Annotated in this window: 1 protein-coding gene; it reads right to left on the bottom strand. The window is 45.2% G+C overall.

Features of this window, described 5'->3' with window-relative positions:
* Positions 1-24 precede the first annotated feature (24 nt).
* Positions 25-20,697 carry an Ig-like domain-containing protein gene (locus RHO12_06285; GenBank protein WVD65002.1) on the bottom strand — a complete coding sequence of 6,891 codons (20,673 nt, stop codon included), beginning with the start codon at positions 20,695-20,697 and terminating at the stop codon, positions 25-27.
* Between the last annotated feature and the right edge of the window lie 368 nt (positions 20,698-21,065).

The following is a 21,065-nucleotide window of genomic DNA, read 5'->3' on the forward strand; positions in this document are numbered from 1 at the left end:
TGAGCTAGTACATTATATTACACCTTATTTTTTAGCTCTATAAAGTTGAACTCCAGCAATATAACGTGTTTCCACACTATTATATACTTTCATTAATCCGGTCGTCCAAGCCCGATATCCAACAAACTGTTGTTTTTCAGGTATTGTAAAAGTTTCGACTACCTTCTTGTCTTTACAATCCCCTCTACCTATTTCTATCTTTCCTATAGGACTAGAAGAATTATAATGAAATATTAATTGGCCAACAGCAGGTACATCTTCGTATTTTCTTAAACCCGTTCTTACTGTATACGTGCAGATTAAAACTTCAATCTTCGTTACTTTATCCGTCTGTGTAATATATTTTTTATCGCCTAATGTTCCTCCTGTTTCGCCAATCGCATCAACAATAGCACCTGTTCTAGCCAGCAATTGATAATCAGGTGGTGCAATCAGATAGTCAGGAGACGGATCCGATTTTGAAGTAACACCATAAATAGGGCTCGAATCCAGAGCTGTAACACTTACCAATCCAGTTGCAACTCCTAAGCTAATTCCATTGAATTTAGCATTACTTGGTGTTGCTTTCACTGTGATTTGATTATCTGATTGTTTTTCCCCTTTAACCCATCCCATAGAGTTAACGCTAACTACCGATGCATTACTTGATGACCACGTATATGTCCCTGGCACTATGGACGTATTCACTGTTCCTGTATCAGAATCAATAGCATCAACTTTATATTCGTAAATCATCCCCGGACCAATTTCTCTGCTAGGGTAATTCATTACTAACTGATAAGTATACACCGTAAATGTTAACTGCTTGGTATAAGTGATACCATTATTAAATGAAAGCGTAAGCTTATGAGCACCAAGCGCCGATTTATTATCAACTGCAGCAGTCTTAATCGCAGCAGTATAAATACCCGTATTGGTGCCCGTTTCCTTAAACACTAATCGATTCGCTGTATCGTTTTTATTTGTCGGCATATTTAAACCCGCTTTATCTGACGTTAGCATAATGCTATCCGCTATGCCGCTAATCGCGTTACCACTAGTATCCTGAAGTGTAACGGTGACTGTAGAGCTCCCTCCTGTGGTACTAGAAGTAGCGCCGTTATTCACTATTCTAGCAGTGCTTAACGCCACACTTGACTTAGTTGTATTAACTTCAGGAGTATCGGTGATAAATTTAACGGTCACTTTTTTAGCGGTTAAGCTTCCAACCGTTACCGCTACTTCACTGTTACCTGCCGTGGTACTAGTTAACCCAATCGTCACTTTGCCATCTGTGCCTGTCTGATAAGACGTCTTATCAAGTTTCGCGCCATTAGTCGCCGTCACACTAACCGCTTGACCGGCAAACACGTTACTATTGGCATCGGTGACCGTAACAACCACACTATGCTTAGCTTTACCATCGGCAATAATATCACCTTCTTGCTTGACTGCCTCAACCGTGAACGCCATCGTTGCGTTATCGGCAATAAACTTGACCGTTTTGGTTTGCGCGGCTAATTCAGCAACCGTTACCTTAACAACGCTATTAGCCGCCTTGGTATTGGTTAACGTGACGGTCACTTGACCATTTGCAGCTGTTGCATAAGAAGCCTTATCAAGCTTAGCACTATTAGTCGCCGTCACGCCAACCGCTTGACCGGCAATCGCATTACCATTCTTATCGGTGACCGTGACAACCACACTATGCTTAGCTTTACCATCGGCAATCACACCATTTTGCTCATCGGCTTTAACCGTGAATACCATCGTTGCGTTATCGGCAATAAACTTGACCGTTTTGGTTTGCGCAGCTAATTCAGCAACCGTTACCTTAACGTCACTATTACCCGCCTTGGTATTGGTTAACGTGACGGTCACTTGACCATTTTCAGCTGTTGCATAAGAAGCCTTATCAAGCTTAGCACTATTAGTCGCCGTCACACCAACCGCTTGACCGGCAATCGCATTACCATTCTTATCGGTGACCGTGACAACCACACTATGCTTAGCTTTACCATCGGCAATCACACCATTTTGTTCATCGGCTTTAACCGTGAACACCATCGTTGCGTTATCGGCAATAAACTTGACCGTTTTGGTTTGCGCAGCTAATTCAGCAACGGTTACTTTAACGTCACTATTACCCGCCTTGGTATTGGTTAACGTTACGGTCACTTGGCCATTTGCAGCTGTTGCATAAGAAGCCTTATCAAGCTTAGCACTATTAGTCGCCGTCACACCAACCGCTTGACCGGCAATCGCATTACCATTCTTATCGGTGACCGTGACAACCACACTATGCTTAGCTTTACCATCGGCAATCACACCATTTTGTTCATCGGCTTTAACCGTGAACACCATCGTTGCGTTATCGGCAATAAACTTGACCGTTTTGGTTTGCGCAGCTAATTCAGCAACGGTTACTTTAACGTCACTATTACCCGCCTTGGTATTGGTTAACGTTACGGTCACTTGGCCATTTGCAGCTGTTGCATAAGAAGCCTTATCAAGCTTAGCACTATTGCTGGCCGTCACGCCAACCGTTTGGCCTGCAATCGCATTACCATTCTTATCGGTGACCGTGACAACCACACTATGCTTAGCATTACCATCGGCAATCACACCATTTTGCTCATCGGCTTTAACCGTGAATACCATCGTTGCGTTATCGGCAATAAACTTGACCGTTTTGGTTTGCGCAGCTAATTCAGCAACCGTTACCTTAACGTCACTATTACCCGCCTTGGTATTGGTTAACGTGACGGTCACTTGACCATTTTCAGCTGTTGCATAAGAAGCCTTATCAAGCTTAGCACTATTAGTCGCCGTCACACCAACCGCTTGACCGGCAATCGCATTACCATTCTTATCGGTGACCGTGACAACCACACTATGCTTAGCTTTACCATCGGCAATCACACCATTTTGTTCATCGGCTTTAACCGTGAACACCATCGTCTCTTTATCCGCAATAAAGGTTGCCGTCGCGTCCGCTTTACTGGTCACGCCGTTATCATTCGTTATCGACGCCGTGATTTTACTTACACCCGCCGTCACACTGCTCAGGGTAACAATCGCAATACCATTTTCAATGGTGGTCGCCTCTGGTTCAATGCTGGCCCCATTGTCGGCAGTAAAGAGTACTTTTTGACCAATAACGCCATTGCCATTGGCATCTTTGACCGTCACTTGCACTTGATGTTTTTCCACACCATTGGCAAGCTTGGTGTCACCCTTGGTTAGGACAACTAATGCACTGTCACCGTTCAAGGTTCCTGTGCCCTTATCTGCAATAAAGGTAATGTTCGTCTCGCCAGATACGCTATTCGAGGTCGCCTTAACCGTACTTTCTCCAGCTTTGATGTTCGTTACCGTAAACGTTACTTGTCCATTAAGGTCAGTGTCGCCTACTTTACTCACGCTCGCACCATTACTTGCCGTCACGCTAACCGCTTGATTCCTAATCGCGTTACCATTTTTATCTGTCACCGTCGCCGTTAGACTGTGCGTCGCTTTACCATCGGCAATAACGTCGTTGCTATTATTTGCCACAACCTTAACGATGATATTTTTATTATCTGCTGTAAACGTCACATCCTTATTCGCCGATACGGTGCCGCTATTATTCACCACTGACGCCGTAATTTGGAAAACGCCAGCTTTAGTACTTGTTAGTTCCAAGGTCGCAATACCGTTTTCACCCGTTGTAGCTGTTGCAGGAATAGTTAATCCATCTTTTGAACTAAATGACACTGTCTGACCAACCAAAGGATTACCGTTAGCATCTGTCACCGATACCTCGACCGTTATTTTCGAGATACCATCTGCTGGCGCGCTATCGTTATCTATCTTAATCTTGCTCTCATCAACCGTTGCCGTCCCACTATCAGCAACAAAGGTCACTGTTTTACTTTTTGAGCTGATCTGATTTGACTTATTGGTTATCGATGCCGTCACACTATAGCTACCTGCCTTCATGCTCGTTATCGTCATCGTCGCAATACCATCGCTACCTGTGGTAGCCGTACTGCTTGCAACCGTTGCACCTTCTCCCGCACTAAATGAGACCACATAGTTTGGTACTGGGTTACCCTGTTCATCTTTCACTAGTACCGTTACGCTATTGGTCGCTTTACCATTAGCTAAGGCTTTATCCACCGTTACCGTGAAGTCGCTATCAGTAAACTTCGCCGTACCTTCATCGGCAATAAAGGTCACTGTTTTGCTCTTTGAGCTGGTCTGATTTGACTTATTGGTTATCGATGCCGTCACACTATAGCTACCTGCCTTCGTGCTCGTTATCGTCATCGTCGCAATACCATCACTACCGGTGGTAGCCATACTGCCTGCAACCGTTGCACCTTCTCCCGCACTAAATGAGACCACATGGTTTGGTACTGGGTTGCCCTGCTCATCTTTCACCAGTACCGTTACGCTATTGGTCGCTTTACCATTAGCTAAGGCTTTATCCACCGTTACCGTGAAGTCGCTATCAGTAAACTTCGCCGTACCTTCATCGGCAATAAAGGTAATTTTCGCCTCGCCTGATACGCTATTTGAGGTCGCCTTAACCGTACTTTCTCCAGCTTTGATGTTCGTTACCGTAAACGTTACTTGTCCATTAAGGTCAGTGTCGCCTACTTTACTCACGCTCGCACCATTACTTGCCGTCACGCTAACCGCTTGATTCCTAATCGCGTTACCATTTTTATCTGTCACCGTCGCCGTTAGACTGTGCGTCGCTTTACCATCGGCAATAACGTCGTTGCTATTATTTGCCACAACCTTAACGATGATATTTTTATTATCTGCTGTAAACGTCACATCCTTATTCGCCGATACGGTGCCGCTATTATTCACCACTGACGCCGTAATTTGGAAAACGCCAGCTTTAGTACTTGTTAGTTCCAAGGTCGCAATACCATTTTCACCCGTTGTAGCTGTTGCAGGAATAGTTAATCCATCTTTTGAACTAAATGACACTGTTTGACCAGCCAACGGATTACCGTTAGCATCCGTCACCGATACCTCGACCGTTATTTTCGAGATACCATCTGCTGGCGCGCTATCGTTATCTATCTTAATCTTGCTCTCATCAACTGTTGCAGTCCCACTATCAGCAACAAAGGTCACTATTTTACTTTTTGAGCTGATCTGATTTGACTTATTGGTTATCGATGCCGTCACACTATAGCTACCTGCCTTCATGCTCGTTATCGTCATCGTCGCAATACCATCGCTACCTGTGGTAGCCGTACTGCTTGCAACCGTTGCACCTTCTCCCGCACTAAAAGAGACAACATGGTTTGGTACTGGGTTACCCTGTTCATCTTTCACTAGTACCGTTACGCTATTGGTCGCTTTACCATTAGCTAAGGCATTATCAACAACCACCGTGAAGTCGCTATCAGTAAACTTCGCCGTACCTTCATCGGCAATAAAGGTCACTGTTTTGCTTTTTGAGCTGGTCTGATTTGACTTATTGGTTATCGATGCCGTCACACTATAGCTACCTGCCTTCATGCTCGTTATCGTCATCGTCGCAATACCATCGCTACCGGTGGTAGCCGTACTGCTTGCAACCGTTGCACCTTCTCCCGCACTAAAAGAGACCACATGGTTTGGTACTGGGTTGCCCTGCTCATCTTTCACTAGTACCGTTACGCTATTGGTCGCTTTACCATTAGCTAAGGCATTATCAACAACCACCGTGAAGTCGCTATCAGTAAACTTCGCCGTACCTTCATCGGCAATAAAGGTCACTGTTTTGCTTTTTGAGCTGGTCTGATTTGACTTATTGGTTATCGATGCCATCACACTATAGCTTTTGGCTGTAGTACTCGTTATCGTCATCGTCGCAATACCATCACTACCGGTGGTAGCCGTATTGTTTGCAACCGTTGCACCTTCTTCCCCACTAAATGAGACCACATGGTTTGGTACTGGGTTGCCCTGCTCATCTTTCACCAGTACCGTTACGCTATTGGTCGCTTTACCATTAGCTAAGGCATTATCAACAACCACCGTGAAGTCGCTATCAGTAAACTTCGCCGTACCTTCATCGGCAATAAAGGTCACTGTTTTGCTTTTTGAGCTGGTCTGATTTGACTTATTGGTTATCGATGCCATCACACTATAGCTTTTGGCTGTAGTACTCGTTATCGTCATCGTCGCAATACCATCACTACCGGTGGTAGCCGTATTGTTTGCAACCGTTGCACCTTCTTCCCCACTAAATGAGACCACATGGTTTGGTACTGGGTTGCCCTGCTCATCTTTCACCAGTACCGTTACGCTATTGGTCGCTTTACCATTAGCTAAGGCATTATCAACAACCACCGTGAAGTCGCTATCAGTAAACTTCGCCGTACCTTCATCGGCAATAAAGGTAATGTTCGTCTCGCCTGATACGCTATTTGAGGTCGCCTTAACCGTGCTCTTACCCGCTTTGGTGTTAGTGACCGTAAACGTTACTTGCCCCTTAAGGTCAGTGTCGCCAACTTTACTCACGCTCGCACCATTACTTGCCGTCACGCTAACCGCTTGATTCCTAATCGCGTTACCATTTTTATCTGTCACGGTTGCCGTTAGACTGTGCGTCGCTTTACCATCGGCAATAACGTCGCTGCTATTATTTGCCACAACCTTAACGATGATATTTTTATTATCTGCTATAAACGTCACATCCTTATTCGCCGATACGGTGCCGCTATTATTCACTACTGACGCCGTAATTTGGAAAATGCCCGCCTTGGTACTTGTTAGTTCCAAAGTCGCAATACCATTTTCACCCGTTGTAGCTGTTGCAGGAGCAGGAATAGTTAATCCATCTTTTGAACTAAATGACACGGTCTGACCAACCAACGGATTACCGTTAGCATCCGTCACCGATACCTCGACCGTTATCTTGGAGATACCATCTGCAGGGGCGCTATCGTTATCTATCTTAATCTTGCTCTCATCAACCGTTGCCGTCCCACTATCCGCCGTAAAGGTCGCCGTCGCGTCTGCTTTGCTGGTCACGCCGTTATCATTCGTTATCGACGCCGTGATTTTACTTACACCCGCCGTCACACTGCTCATGCTAACAATCGCAATACCATTTTCATTTGTGGTCGCCTCTGGTTCAATGCTGGCCCCATTGTCTGCCGTAAAGGTCACTTTTTGACCAACGACACCATTGCCTTTCGCATCTTTGACTGTCACTTGCACTTGATGTTTATCATCGCCATTGGCAAGCTTCTTACTCTCCTTCGTTAGGACAACTAATGCACTGTCACCGTTCAAGGTTCCTGTGCCCTTATCCGCCGTAAAGGTTGCCGTCGCGTCTGCTTTGCTGGTCACGCCGTTATCGTTAGTTATCGACGCCGTGATTTTACTTACACCCGCCGTCACACTGCTCAGGGTAACAACCGCAATACCATTTTCAATGGTGGTCGCCTCTGGCTCAATGGTCGCGCCATTGTCGGCAGTAAATAACACTTTTTGACCAATAACGCCATTGCCATTGGCATCTTTGACCGTCACTTGCACTTGATGTTTATCTGAACCATTGGCACGCTTGGTCTCATCCTTCGTGAGGACAACTAATGCGCCGTCACCGTTCAAGGTTCCTGTGTCCTTATCTGCGGTAAAGGTCGCCGTCGCGTCCGCTTTACTGGTCACGCCTTTATCATTAGTTATCGACGCCGTGATTTTACTTACACCCGCCGTCACACTGCTCAGGGTAACAACCGCAATACCATTTTCAATGGTGGTCGCCTCTGGCTCAATGGTCGCGCCATTGTCTGCCGTAAAGGTCACTTTTTGACCAATAACGCCATTGCCATTGGCATCTTTGACCGTCACTTGCACTTGATGTTTATCTGCACCATTGGCACGCTTGGTCTCATCCTTCGTGAGGACAACTAATGCGCCGTCACCGTTCAAGGTTCCTGTGTCCTTATCTGCGGTAAAGGTCGCCGTCGCGTCCGCTTTACTGGTCACGCCTTTATCATTAGTTATCGACGCCGTGATTTTACTTACACCCGCCGTCACACTGCTCAGGGTAACAACCGCAATACCATTTTCAATGGTGGTCGCCTCTGGCTCAATGGTCGCGCCATTGTCTGCCGTAAAGGTCACTTTTTGACCAATAACGCCATTGCCATTGGCATCTTTGACCGTCACTTGCACTTGATGTTTATCTGCACCATTGGCACGCTTGGTCTCATCCTTCGTGAGGACAACTAATGCGCCGTCACCGTTCAAGGTTCCTGTGTCCTTATCTGCGGTAAAGGTCGCCGTCGCGTCCGCTTTACTGGTCACGCCTTTATCATTAGTTATCGACGCCGTGATTTTACTTACACCCGCCGTCACACTGCTCAGGGTAACAACTGCAATACCATTTTCAATGGTGGTCGCCTCTGGCTCAATGGTCGCGCCATTGTCCGCAGTAAATAACACTTTTTGACCAATAACGCCATTGCCTTTCGCATCTTTGACCGTCACTTGTACTTGATGTTTATCCACACCATTGGCACGCTTGGTCACATCCTTCGTGAGGACAACTAATGCGCCGTCACCGTTCAATGTTCCTGTGCTCTTATCTGCGGTAAAGGTCGCCGTCGCGTCCGCTTTACTGGTCACGCCTTTATCATTAGTTATCGACGCCGTGATTTTACTTACACCCGCCGTCACACTGCTCAGGGTAACAACCGCAATACCATTTTCAATGGTGGTCGCCTCTGGCTCAATGGTCGCGCCATTGTCCGCAGTAAATAACACTTTTTGACCAATAACGCCATTGCCATTGGCATCTTTGACTGTCACTTGCACTTGATGTTTATCTGCACCATTGGCAAGCTTGGTCACATCCTTCGTGAGGACAACTAATGCGCCGTCACCGTTCAATGTTCCTGTGCTCTTATCTGCGGTAAAGGTCGCCGTCGCCTCTGCTTTACTGGTCACGCCGTTATCGTTAGTTATCGATGCCGTGATTTTACTTACACCTGCCGTTTTACTGGTCATGTTAACAACTGCTTGACCATCTTTATCCGTGGTAGCATCTAAATCAATGCTAGCTCCATTATCTGCTGTAAAGAGTACTTTTTGATTAACGACTCCATTGCCATTGGCATCTTTGACCGTCACTTGTACTTGATGTTTATCTTCACCATTGGCAAGCTTGGTATCACCCTTAGTGAGGACAACTAATGCGCCATCACCGTTCAAGGTTCCTGTGCTCTTATCTGCAATAAAGGTGACATTTTTATCAGCAAATACCGCACCATTATTATTCACCACAGTTGCAGTAATTTTGAAAACGTCTGCTTTCTTGCTGGTTAATACCACGGTCGCAATGCCGTTTTCATCAGTTTTCTCTGCTGCCGGAATCATTAGCCCGCCATTTGCACCAAATAACACTGTCTGGCCAACCAAAGGATTACCCTTAGCATCCTTGACCGATACCTTAACGGTCAACTCATCTTTACCATTTGCCAGCGCCTTATCATTTTCTACCGTAATACTACTCTCATCAATCGTTGCTGTACCGCTATTGGCAATAAACTCCGCTGTTGCCTTCGCATCACTGGTCTGGTTTTTCGCATTGGTTATCGTGGCAACAATATTAGTCACGCCCGCCGTTTCACTAGTCATGGTCACAGTCGCGCTCCCGTTTTCATCGGTCGTCGCGTCTGCCTCAATTTTGGCGCCATTATCCGCAGTAAAGGTCACTTTTTGACCCGTTATCGCATTACCATAGGCATCTTTAACTGTTACTTGTACTTGATGTTTATCACTACCATTAGCAAGCTTAGTCTCCTTCGCGGTTAGCACTGTCAGTGCACCCTCAGTGAGTATTCCAGTGCTTTTATCGGCAATAAAGGTAATGGTATCCGTTCCCGATGCGCCATCCGCGGTTGCCTTAACCGTACTTTCACCCGCTTTGGTATTCGTTACCGTAACCGTCACTTGCCCCTTAACATTTGTTTTACCAACTTCGCCCACCTGCGCACTATTACTCGCTGTCACGCTAACAACTTGCCCTGCAATCGCATTCTTATTGGTATCCGTAACGGTCACTATTAGACTGTGCGTCGCTTTACCATCGGCAATAACACTTTCGCTACTGTTTGCTACGACTGTAACCACCATGTTTTTATTATCTGGTATAAAGGTGACAACCTTGTCAGCAGACACTTTGCCGTTGTTGTTTTCAACGGTTGCGGTAATAGTGAACTCACCCGCTTTCGTGCTGGTTAATACCACGGTCGCGATGCCTTTTTCATCAGTTTTTTCTGATAGTGGGATCCTTAGATCGCCCGTTGCACCAAATAACACTGTCTGGCCAACCAAAGGATTACCCTTAGCATCCTTGACCGCTACCTTAACGGTCAACTCATCTTTATCATCTGCCAGCGCATTATCATTTTCTACCGTAATACTGCTCTTATCAATCGTTGCTGTACCTTTATTGGCAATAAACTCCGCTGTTGCCTTCGCATCACTGGTCTGGTTTTTCGCATTAGTTATCGTGGCAACAATATTACTCACGCCCGCCGTTTCACTGGTCATGGTCACAACTACCAGACCATTTTTATCGGTCGTCGCGTCTGCCTCAATTTTGGCACCATTGTCCGCTTCAAAGGTTACTTTTTGATCCGCTATCACATTACCGTATGCATCTTCCACTAACACTTGAACTCGGTGACTATCCTCACCATTAGCAAGTTTGGTATCCTTCGCTGTTAGCACTGTCAGTGCACTGTTTGTAATTTTTCCTGTGCTGCTATCAGCAATAAAGTCCACCGTTACGCTTTGCGCAGCCAGTTCATTCACCGTTACCGTGACAACACTATCACCCGCCTTAATGTTGGTTACCGTTACCGTTAGCTTTCCGGCCGCATCGGTTTTGTCTACCTTAACCAGTGTCGCACCATTATCCGCTTTCACCCCAACCACTTGGTCCGCAATCGGGTTATTATTGGCATCGGTAACTGTCACTAATACACTATGTGACGCTTTACCATCGGCTACTACGCCCGCTTTATCATCAGCCGTTACCGTAAACTTCATCGTCGAGTTATCGGCAATAAAGGTGACCGGTTTTTTCCCGGAGCTGGTTTGTCCTGACTTATTGGTTATCGACGCGCTAATATCATAGCTACCTGCTATGGTACTTGTTATCGTCATCGTTGCGATACCATCACTATTGGTGCTCGCCACTTTATTGGCGACCTTCGCGCCTTCTGCGGCACTAAATGCCACCTCATAATTCGGTACTGGGTTGCCATGCTCGTCTTTTACCAGCACCGTGACACTATTGGTGGCCTCACCAGTGGCTAAGGCATTATCCGCTGTCACGTTCATGTCGCTATCAACAAATTGGACTGTGCTGCTATCAGCAATAAAGGCCACCGTTACGCTTTGCGCAGCCAGTTCATTCACTGTTACCGTGACAACGCTGTCACCTGCCTTAGTGTTGGTTACCGTTACCGTTAACTGACCGGCCGCATCGGTTTTGTCTACCTTAACCAGTGTCGCACCATTATCCGCTTTCACCCCAACCACTTGGTCCGCAATCGGGTTATTATTGGCATCGGTAACTGTCACTAATACACTATGTGACGCTTTACCATCGGCTACTACGTCCGCTTTATCATCAGCCGTTACCGTAAACTTCATCGTCGAGCTATCGGAAACAAAGGTGACCGGTTTTTTCCCGGAGCTGGTTTGTCCTGACTTATTGGTTATCGACGCGCTAATATCATAGCTACCTGCTATGGTACTTGTTATCGTCATCGTTGCGATACCATCACTATTGGTGCTCGCCACTTTATTGGCGACCTTCGCGCCTTCTGCGGCACTAAATGCCACCTCATAATTCGGTACTGGGTTGCCATGCTCGTCTTTTACCAGCACCGTGACGCTATTGGTTGCTTCGCCATTGGCTAAGGCATTATCCATTGTTACGTTCATGTCGCTATCAACAAATTGGACGGTGCTGCTATCAGCAATAAAGGCCACCGTTACGCTTTGCTCAGCCAGTTCATTCACTGTTACCGTGACAACGCTGTCACCTGCCTTAGTGTTGGTTACCGTTACCGTTAACTGACCGGCCGCATCGGTTTTGTCTACCTTAACCAGTGTCGCACCATTATCCGCTTTCACCCCAACCACTTGGTCCGCAATCGGGTTATTATTGGCATCGGTAACTGTCACTAATACACTATGTGACGCTTTACCATCGGCTACTACGCCCGCTTTATCATCAGCCGTTACCGTAAACTTCATCGTCGAGCTATCGGAAACAAAGGTGACCGGTTTTTTCCCGGAGCTGGTTTGTCCTGACTTATTGGTTATCGACGCGCTAATATCATAGCTACCTGCTATGGTACTTGTTATCGTCATCGTTGCGATACCATCACTATTGGTGCTCGCCACTTTATTGGCGACCTTCGCGCCTTCTGCGGCACTAAATGCCACCTCATAATTCGGTACTGGGTTGCCATGCTCGTCTTTTACCAGCACCGTGACACTATTGGTTGCTTCGCCATTGGCTAAGGCATTATCCATTGTTACGTTTATGTCGCTATCAACAAATTGGACGGTGCTGCTATCAGCAATAAAGGCTACCGTTACGCTTTGCGCAGCCAGTTCATTCACCGTTACCGTGACAACGCTGTCACCCGCCTTAGTATTGGTTACCGTTACCGCTAACTTTCCGGCCGCATCGGTTTTGTCTACCTTAACCAATGTCGCGCCGTTATCCGCTTTCACCCCAACTACTTGGTCTGCAATCGGGTTATTATTGGCATCAGTAACCGTCACTAATACACTATGTGACGCTTTACCATCGGCTACCACGTCCGCTTTATCATCCGCTGTTACCGTAAACTTCATCGTCGAGCTATCGGCAATAAAAGTCGCACTCGTATTGGCTTTGCTTGTCACATTTTTGGCATTTACCACAGACGCGATAATTTGACTATCACCTGCTGTTTTGCTTGTCATATCAACAATGACTCGACCATTTTCTCCCGTGGTTGCATTTTGAATAATGGAAGCGCCATTATCCGCGGTAAAGGAGACTTTTTGCCCCTTAACAACATTACCGTATTTATCTTTTACTTCAACTTGGACTTTATGAATATCTTCGCCATTAGCACGCTTCGTCTCACCCGACGTGAGAACAATAAGTGCATCTTTTGCGATTGTTGCACTATCCATATCGGCTTTGAAATTAACATCGGCGTCAACTTTTGAATCACCCACTTCAACAGTAACTTTTCCTTTACCTGGTTCATCACCCGATATCACCAGCTCGGCATTACCATCTTCATCGGTCTTAACTGTTGTCTTTTTGCCATTTTGATCAGTAAATGTAACGTCTTCACCCGCCACAACGTTACCGTTTTTATCAACAACTTTAACCTTGACTTTTACCTCTTCATCACTATTAGCAATAGCAGAATCGGGTTCGACTTTAACACTGCCTTCATCTATGTGGGCGGTGCTATTATCGGCAACAAAGGAAACTTTTCCATTTGTGCTACTAACTACATTATTTTTCACATTTGTCATTGAGGCAACAATATTGCTTTCACCAGCAGTCAAGCTGGTTACGTCAACAATAATACGACCATTTTTATCGGTAATTCCGCTTTGAACCATAGTGGCGCCATTACTCGCTGTAAAGAACACCTCTTGTTCTGGCACGCCATTACCATTTACATCTTTCACTTCCACCTGGATTTGATGGCTATCCTCGCCATTAGCGAGTTTTTTATTGTCCTTGGTAAGTACCGTTAACGCATTTTTGGTAATTGCCGCTGTATCCTGATCTGCAATAAAGACCACCATCACAGTTTTTGGCGCTAAACCGCCAACAGTTACCGTGATAATACTATCACCTGATTTAGTGTTGGTTACCGTTACCGCTAACTTTCCGGCCGCATCGGTTTTGTCTACCTTAACTAGCGTCGCACCATTATCCGCTTTCACCCCAACCACTTGGTCCGCAATCGGGTTATTATTGGCATCGGTAACTGTCACTAATACACTATGTGACGCTTTACCATCGGCTACTACGCCCGCTTTATCATCAGCCGTTACCGTAAACTTCATCGTCGAGCTATCGGAAACAAAGGTGACCGGTTTTTTCCCGGAGCTGGTTTGTCCTGACTTATTGGTTATCGACGCGCTAATATCATAGCTACCTGCTATGGTACTTGTTATCGTCATCGTTGCGATACCATCACTATTGGTGCTCGCCACTTTATTGGCGACCTTCGCGCCTTCTGCGGCACTAAATGCCACCTCATAATTCGGTACTGGGTTGCCATGCTCGTCTTTTACCAGCACCGTGACACTATTGGTTGCTTCGCCATTGGCTAAGGCATTATCCATTGTTACGTTTATGTCGCTATCAACAAATTGGACGGTGCTGCTATCAGCAATAAAGGCCACCGTTACGCTTTGCTCAGCCAGTTCATTCACTGTTACCGTGACAACGCTGTCACCCGCCTTAGTGTTGGTTACCGTTACCGTTAACTTTCCGGCCGCATCGGTTTTGTCTAGCTTAACTAGTGTCGCGCCATTATCCGCTTTCACCCCAACCACTTGGTCCGCAATCGGGTTATTATTGGCATCGGTAACTGTCACTAATACACTATGTGACGCTTTACCATCGGCTACCACGTCCGCTTTATCATCAGCCGTTACCGTAAACTTCATCGTCGAGCTATCGGAAACAAAGGTGACCGGTTTTTTCCCGGAGCTGGTTTGTCCTGACTTATTGGTTATCGACGCGCTAATATCATAGCTACCTGCTATGGTACTTGTTATCGTCATCGTTGCGATACCATCACTATTGGTGCTCGCCACTTTATTGGCGACCTTCGCGCCTTCTGCGGCACTAAATGCCACCTCATAATTCGGTACTGGGTTGCCATGCTCGTCTTTTACCAGCACCGTGACGCTATTGGTTGCTTCGCCATTGGCTAAGGCATTATCCATTGTCACGTTCATGTCGCTATCAACAAATTGGACGGTGCTGCTATCAGCAATAAAGGCCACCGTTACGCTTTGCGCAGCCAGTTCATTCACCGTTACCGTGACAACGCTGTCACCCGCCTTAGTGTTGGTTACCGTTACCGTTAACTTTCCGGCCGCATCGGTTTTGTCTACCTTAACCAGTGTCGCGCCATTATCCGCTTTCACCCCAACCACTTGGTCCGCAATCGGGTTATTATTGGCATCGGTAACTGTCACTAATACACTATGTGACGCTTTACCATCGGCTACCACGTCCGCTTTATCATCAGCCGTTACCGTAAACTTCATCGTCGAGCTATCGGAAACAAAGGTGACCGGTTTTTTCCCGGAGCTGGTTTGTCCTGACTTATTGGTTATCGACGCGCTAATATCATAGCTACCTGCTATGGTACTTGTTATCGTCATCGTTGCGATACCATCACTATTGGTGCTCGCCACTTTATTGGCGACCTTCGCGCCTTCTGCGGCACTAAATGCCACCTCATAATTCGGTACTGGGTTGCCATGCTCGTCTTTTACCAGCACCGTGACGCTATTGGTTGCTTCGCCATTGGCTAAGGCATTATCCATTGTTACGTTCATGTCGCTATCAACAAATTGGACGGTGCTGCTATCAGCAATAAAGGCCACCGTTACGCTTTGCTCAGCCAGTTCATTCACTGTTACCGTGACAACGCTGTCACCTGCCTTAGTGTTGGTTACCGTTACCGTTAACTGACCGGCCGCATCGGTTTTGTCTACCTTAACCAGTGTCGCACCATTATCCGCTTTCACCCCAACCACTTGGTCCGCAATCGGGTTATTATTGGCATCGGTAACTGTCACTAATACACTATGTGACGCTTTACCATCGGCTACTACGCCCGCTTTATCATCAGCCGTTACCGTAAACTTCATCGTCGAGCTATCGGAAACAAAGGTGACCGGTTTTTTCCCGGAGCTGGTTTGTCCTGACTTATTGGTTATCGACGCGCTAATATCATAGCTACCTGCTATGGTACTTGTTATCGTCATCGTTGCGATACCATCACTATTGGTGCTCGCCACTTTATTGGCGACCTTCGCGCCTTCTGCGGCACTAAATGCCACCTCATAATTCGGTACTGGGTTGCCATGCTCGTCTTTTACCAGCACCGTGACACTATTGGTTGCTTCGCCATTGGCTAAGGCATTATCCATTGTTACGTTTATGTCGCTATCAACAAATTGGACGGTGCTGCTATCAGCAATAAAGGCTACCGTTACGCTTTGCGCAGCCAGTTCATTCACCGTTACCGTGACAACGCTGTCACCCGCCTTAGTATTGGTTACCGTTACCGCTAACTTTCCGGCCGCATCGGTTTTGTCTACCTTAACCAATGTCGCGCCGTTATCCGCTTTCACCCCAACCACTTGGTCCGCAATCGGGTTATTATTGGCATCGGTAACCGTCACCATGACACTATGTGACGCTTTACCATCGGCTACCACGTCCGTTTTATCATCAGCCGTTACCGTAAACTTCATCGTCGAGCTATCGGCAATAAAGGTGACCGGTTTTTTCCCGGAGCTGGTTTGTCCTGACTTATTGGTTATCGACGCGCTAATATCATAGCTACCTGCTATGGTACTTGTTATCGTCATCGTTGCGATACCATCACTATTGGTGCTCGCCACTTTATTGGCGACCTTCGCGCCTTCTGCGGCACTAAATGCCACCTCATAATTCGGTACTGGGTTGCCATGCTCGTCTTTTACCAGCACCGTGACGCTATTGGTTGCTTCGCCATTGGCTAAGGCATTATCCATTGTCACGTTCATGTCGCTATCAACAAATTGGACGGTGCTGCTATCAGCAATAAAGGCCACCGTTACGCTTTGCGCAGCCAGTTCATTCACCGTTACCGTGACAACACTATCACCCGCCTTAGTATTGGTTACCGTTACCGCTAACTTTCCGGCCGCATCGGTTTTGTCTACCTTAACCAGTGTCGCACCATTATCCGCTTTCACCCCAACCACTTGGTCCGCAATCGGGTTATTATTGGCATCAGTAACCGTCACCATGACACTATGTGACGCTTTACCATCGGCTACCACGCCCGCTTTATCATCAGCCGTTACCGTAAACTTCATCGTCGAGTTATCGGCAACAAAGGTAACACTTGCGTTGGTACTACTAACCACATTTTTTGCATTTACAATCGAGGCAACGATATTACTTTCACCCGCAGTGAGGCTCGTTACATCAACAATAACACGGCCATTTTCATCTGTGATCGCATCTTGGACAATGCTGGCACCATTACTGGCCGTAAAGGACACTTTTTGACCGACAATTGCATTACCATAAACATCTTTGACATCTACTTGGATTTTATGACTATCTGCACCATTGGCAAGTTTTTCTTCTCCCTTTGTGAGTACAGTTATTGAGTCTTTTGTGATTGCTGTAGTGTCGTTATCGGCAATAAAAGTAACCTTCGCCTCAGCGCTACTTGTACTGCCTTTGGCATTATTCATTGTAGCAACGATGTTGCTCTTACCTGCTGTTAGGCTAGTTATATTAACAACCGCCAGACCTTTTTCATCGGTGATCGCATATTGAACCATATTGGCCCCATTATCCGCACTAAACATCACTTTTTGGTCTGCTATCGCATTGCCATAGTTGTCTTTCACTTCCACTTGGACTTTGTGAATATCAACACCGTTAGCCCGCTTGGTCTCATCTTTTGTCAGTACCGTCAGCGCATCTTTGGCGATTGTTGCAGTGTTTTTATCCGCTACAAAGGTAATATCCCCATTGCCGCCGGTTGTTTGATCCAACTTATTAGTTATTGATGCTTTAACATTGTAAGTGCCCATCTTGGTGCTGGTTAAATCTAATGTGACCACCCCATCTTTATCAGTTTGAACCGTTCTTGGGATAGCTAAATCATTAGTCGCGGTAAATGACACTTCATAATCTGGCACCAAATTGCCATATCGATCAGTCACAATCACTTGCACTTTATGTGCATCGACACCATTTGCAGCCTTATCAATACCGTTAGTCAGTATCGTGAATGCACCATCAGCAATTCTTGCCGAATTACGATCGATACCAAAATCGATCTCAACTTTTTTCTCTGAAACACCGACTCTGACCAGCACATCGTTATGACCTGGCCTTGGGCTTACGATAACAATATGAGCAAAACCTTCGCTATCCGTCGTAGATATGGTTTCGTTGCCATCTTCATCGATAAAGGTGACTTTTTCGCCAATCACCGCTTTGCCATTTTCATCGACAATTTTGACCTTAACGGTTACGCCTTCACCATTAACGATTGGTTCACCGATTACCTCAATATCTTCTGTATTACTAATTGTTGCTGTGGTGGTAAAGAAAGCACGTGTTTCGGCACTGCTATAACCGGCTTTGGCACTAGTCACCGAAGCAACTATCTTGGTGTCTCCCAATGTTTCATTTGTCACATCAGCAAAAGCAATACCCTCTGCATTGGTGATCACATTTTGGGTAACGGTTGCCTTATTATCGACGGTAAATAATACTTTTTGGTTCGCGACAACGTTACCATATCCATCTTTCACGGCCACTTTGACTTTATGAATATCTTTGCCATTTGCGAATTTAATCTGATCCTCAGTTAATAGCGTAATGGTATCGGTTACGATTGCGGCAGTGTCCATATCGGCTTTAAAGTTGAGATCAACATTGACGCCTTCTGAGTCACCGACTTTCACATTTACGCTACTTTTACCTGGCTTATAGCCTGCAACAGGAAGCTGCGCGTTACCATCTTGATCGGTGGTAACCGTCGTGACCGTGCCATTTTCTTCGGTAAATGTAACATCTTTACTCGCAACAATATTGCCGTTTTTATCAATCACCTTGACTTTTACGGTCAGTTTTTCACCGCTATTTGCTATAGCGGAATCAGGCTCAACGGTGATACTTGCTTCATCAATTTGTGCATTACTACTATCACCAATAAATGAAATACTACCACTACGGAGTTCACGCCCGTTAATTGCAGCATTTAATGTATAATAGCCTGCTTTAATGCTGGTAATTGGGAAAGATATATTGCCTTTAATGTCAGTTTTACGCGTTAAAGTTGCACCTTGAATATTATCGAGCTTTATACCGCTAATTTCTTGGCCGTTATCATTAACGATAGCAAAATCCACTGCGACATCGGCTAACTCTTCTTCGTTATTATCATTTATTACACGTAGAGTAACCACCCCTGCTGCTTCGCCATCGGCAACAATATTTGCGTTCGGTGAAATAGCAAAGTTTGGAATAACTTCATTTATAGGTGCTGGCAAGACAATAACATTGGTTGTTGCCGTGTTTGAACGATTGCCATTAACATCAACGGCAACAGCGGTAACATCATAGCGGTTACCATCTACCGTTGAGATTTTGTCGTAGAAAGGCATCCTGATGGTTGCGACATACGGATAAACTGGGCTCGATATTAATGTTCCGCCCTTAGCGATTAATAGCGGTGCAGACCACTCAATACGATCAATTTTATATTTATTTTGCGTGATCACCGCCATCAATGTTGCAGGCTGCGTTGCAAGTATTTCCAATGTCTTAGGCAATGCTATTCTGAGTAAAGCCTGCCTTTGATATTGCATGACTATGGCATTATTTCTATCAACGAAATTATAGCGAGAACCTTTAAGCGTTCTCATTTGTGAGACAAAGTCTGTATCTAGCTGCTGTTCTAATGGCACACCGAAACGATAATTGACTTCAAATGAGCCTATCGTTTCGTTTACGTCGCCCATTATTTTGCTTAACTTAAACGTAAATAGCGATACTGGGGTATATGATAAACCAACACGATAGGATTCAGGGTTATCTTTTAAATCACTCAGCGAGGTGGTACCTTTCAGGTTAATATTCTCACCAAAGTATTTTTCATATTCAAAACTTGCACCAAGATTTGGATAATTAGGCAAAAACCCTTCCAATCGGACATCAAAACCATTGGCAGGTCTTTCATCATAGTCAGTGAAGTCAGTTAGTTTTGACTGGCGCCAGTCAGTTAAACGCCAATAGCCATTAGTTGAAAGTTTGACATAGTCGCCACTAAGCTCTAAACCGGCCCCCCATCTTGCATTATTATTAGTTAAATCGCGATCATAAAAACTGTTAACACCCCACATCCAATCGTCTGTGAAGTGGCGATAACCTAACCCGAGGTTCATTACTTTTTTATCGTCGCTTGCTTTGTTGAATCTAGTTTGAGAGAAAATAAGGTGATTACTATTTTCAAATAAAGGAATTAATAGCTCGGCACTCAGTGTGTTTTTACTAATTTGAACACGGCTATTACCATACTGATTTAGCCAGGTTTGCATTTGACCACTTAAATGCCCGTAAGCTGAACTCTCTAGCCAACCCTTAGCCGCATCACGGCTATTATCACTCGATATGATTTGACCCGTCCGTGATAATGCTGATGCGAGTATCTCTTCACCAGAAGAATTTTTACCGCTATCAAATTCCAATTTGCTCGTTAATTCAGGTAAGCCTTTTTTTACTTTTGATAATGCATCGCGGTTACTTATCGCTTCCGCATCCATATTAATGGCAGATGCAACCGATTGAGCACTTGTAAATAAAGGAATAATTATTTGTAATATTAATAAAATTTTGCTTATTATACGCATTTTTGCATACCTGAAATATACATTAAAACCAATTAAACAGACTATAATATACAAAAATATACTTATATCAACAAAAAATATCACAAATTACGTTAAACCCTCCTTAAAAATAAAGCAATTCGTTACAATTAACGATAATTATTTTAATTAATCGGTTTTAAGTACGTTTTTTTTTAAATCATACTTCTGAATAAATAAAATTGAAAAACAAGCATACTTATTTGAAATAGTTTAATTTGAGAAAAATATGATTTTTTTTGAACTTAGCATTGAGAAGTAGCCTAAAATGGATAAAGATCTATTTTGATCATGATAAGGAGTGAGGTTATTTTCAGTGTTGTGATTTATAATGATTAATCTTTGGTTAT

This window comes from Orbaceae bacterium lpD02 (assembly GCA_036251875.1).
Lineage (GTDB): Bacteria > Pseudomonadota > Gammaproteobacteria > Enterobacterales > Orbaceae > Orbus > Orbus sturtevantii.

Coding starts and splice junctions, on each gene's coding strand:
- RHO12_06285 (WVD65002.1), bottom strand. CDS start 20,697: ATGCGTATAATAAGCAAAATTTTATTAATATTACAAATAATTATTCCT.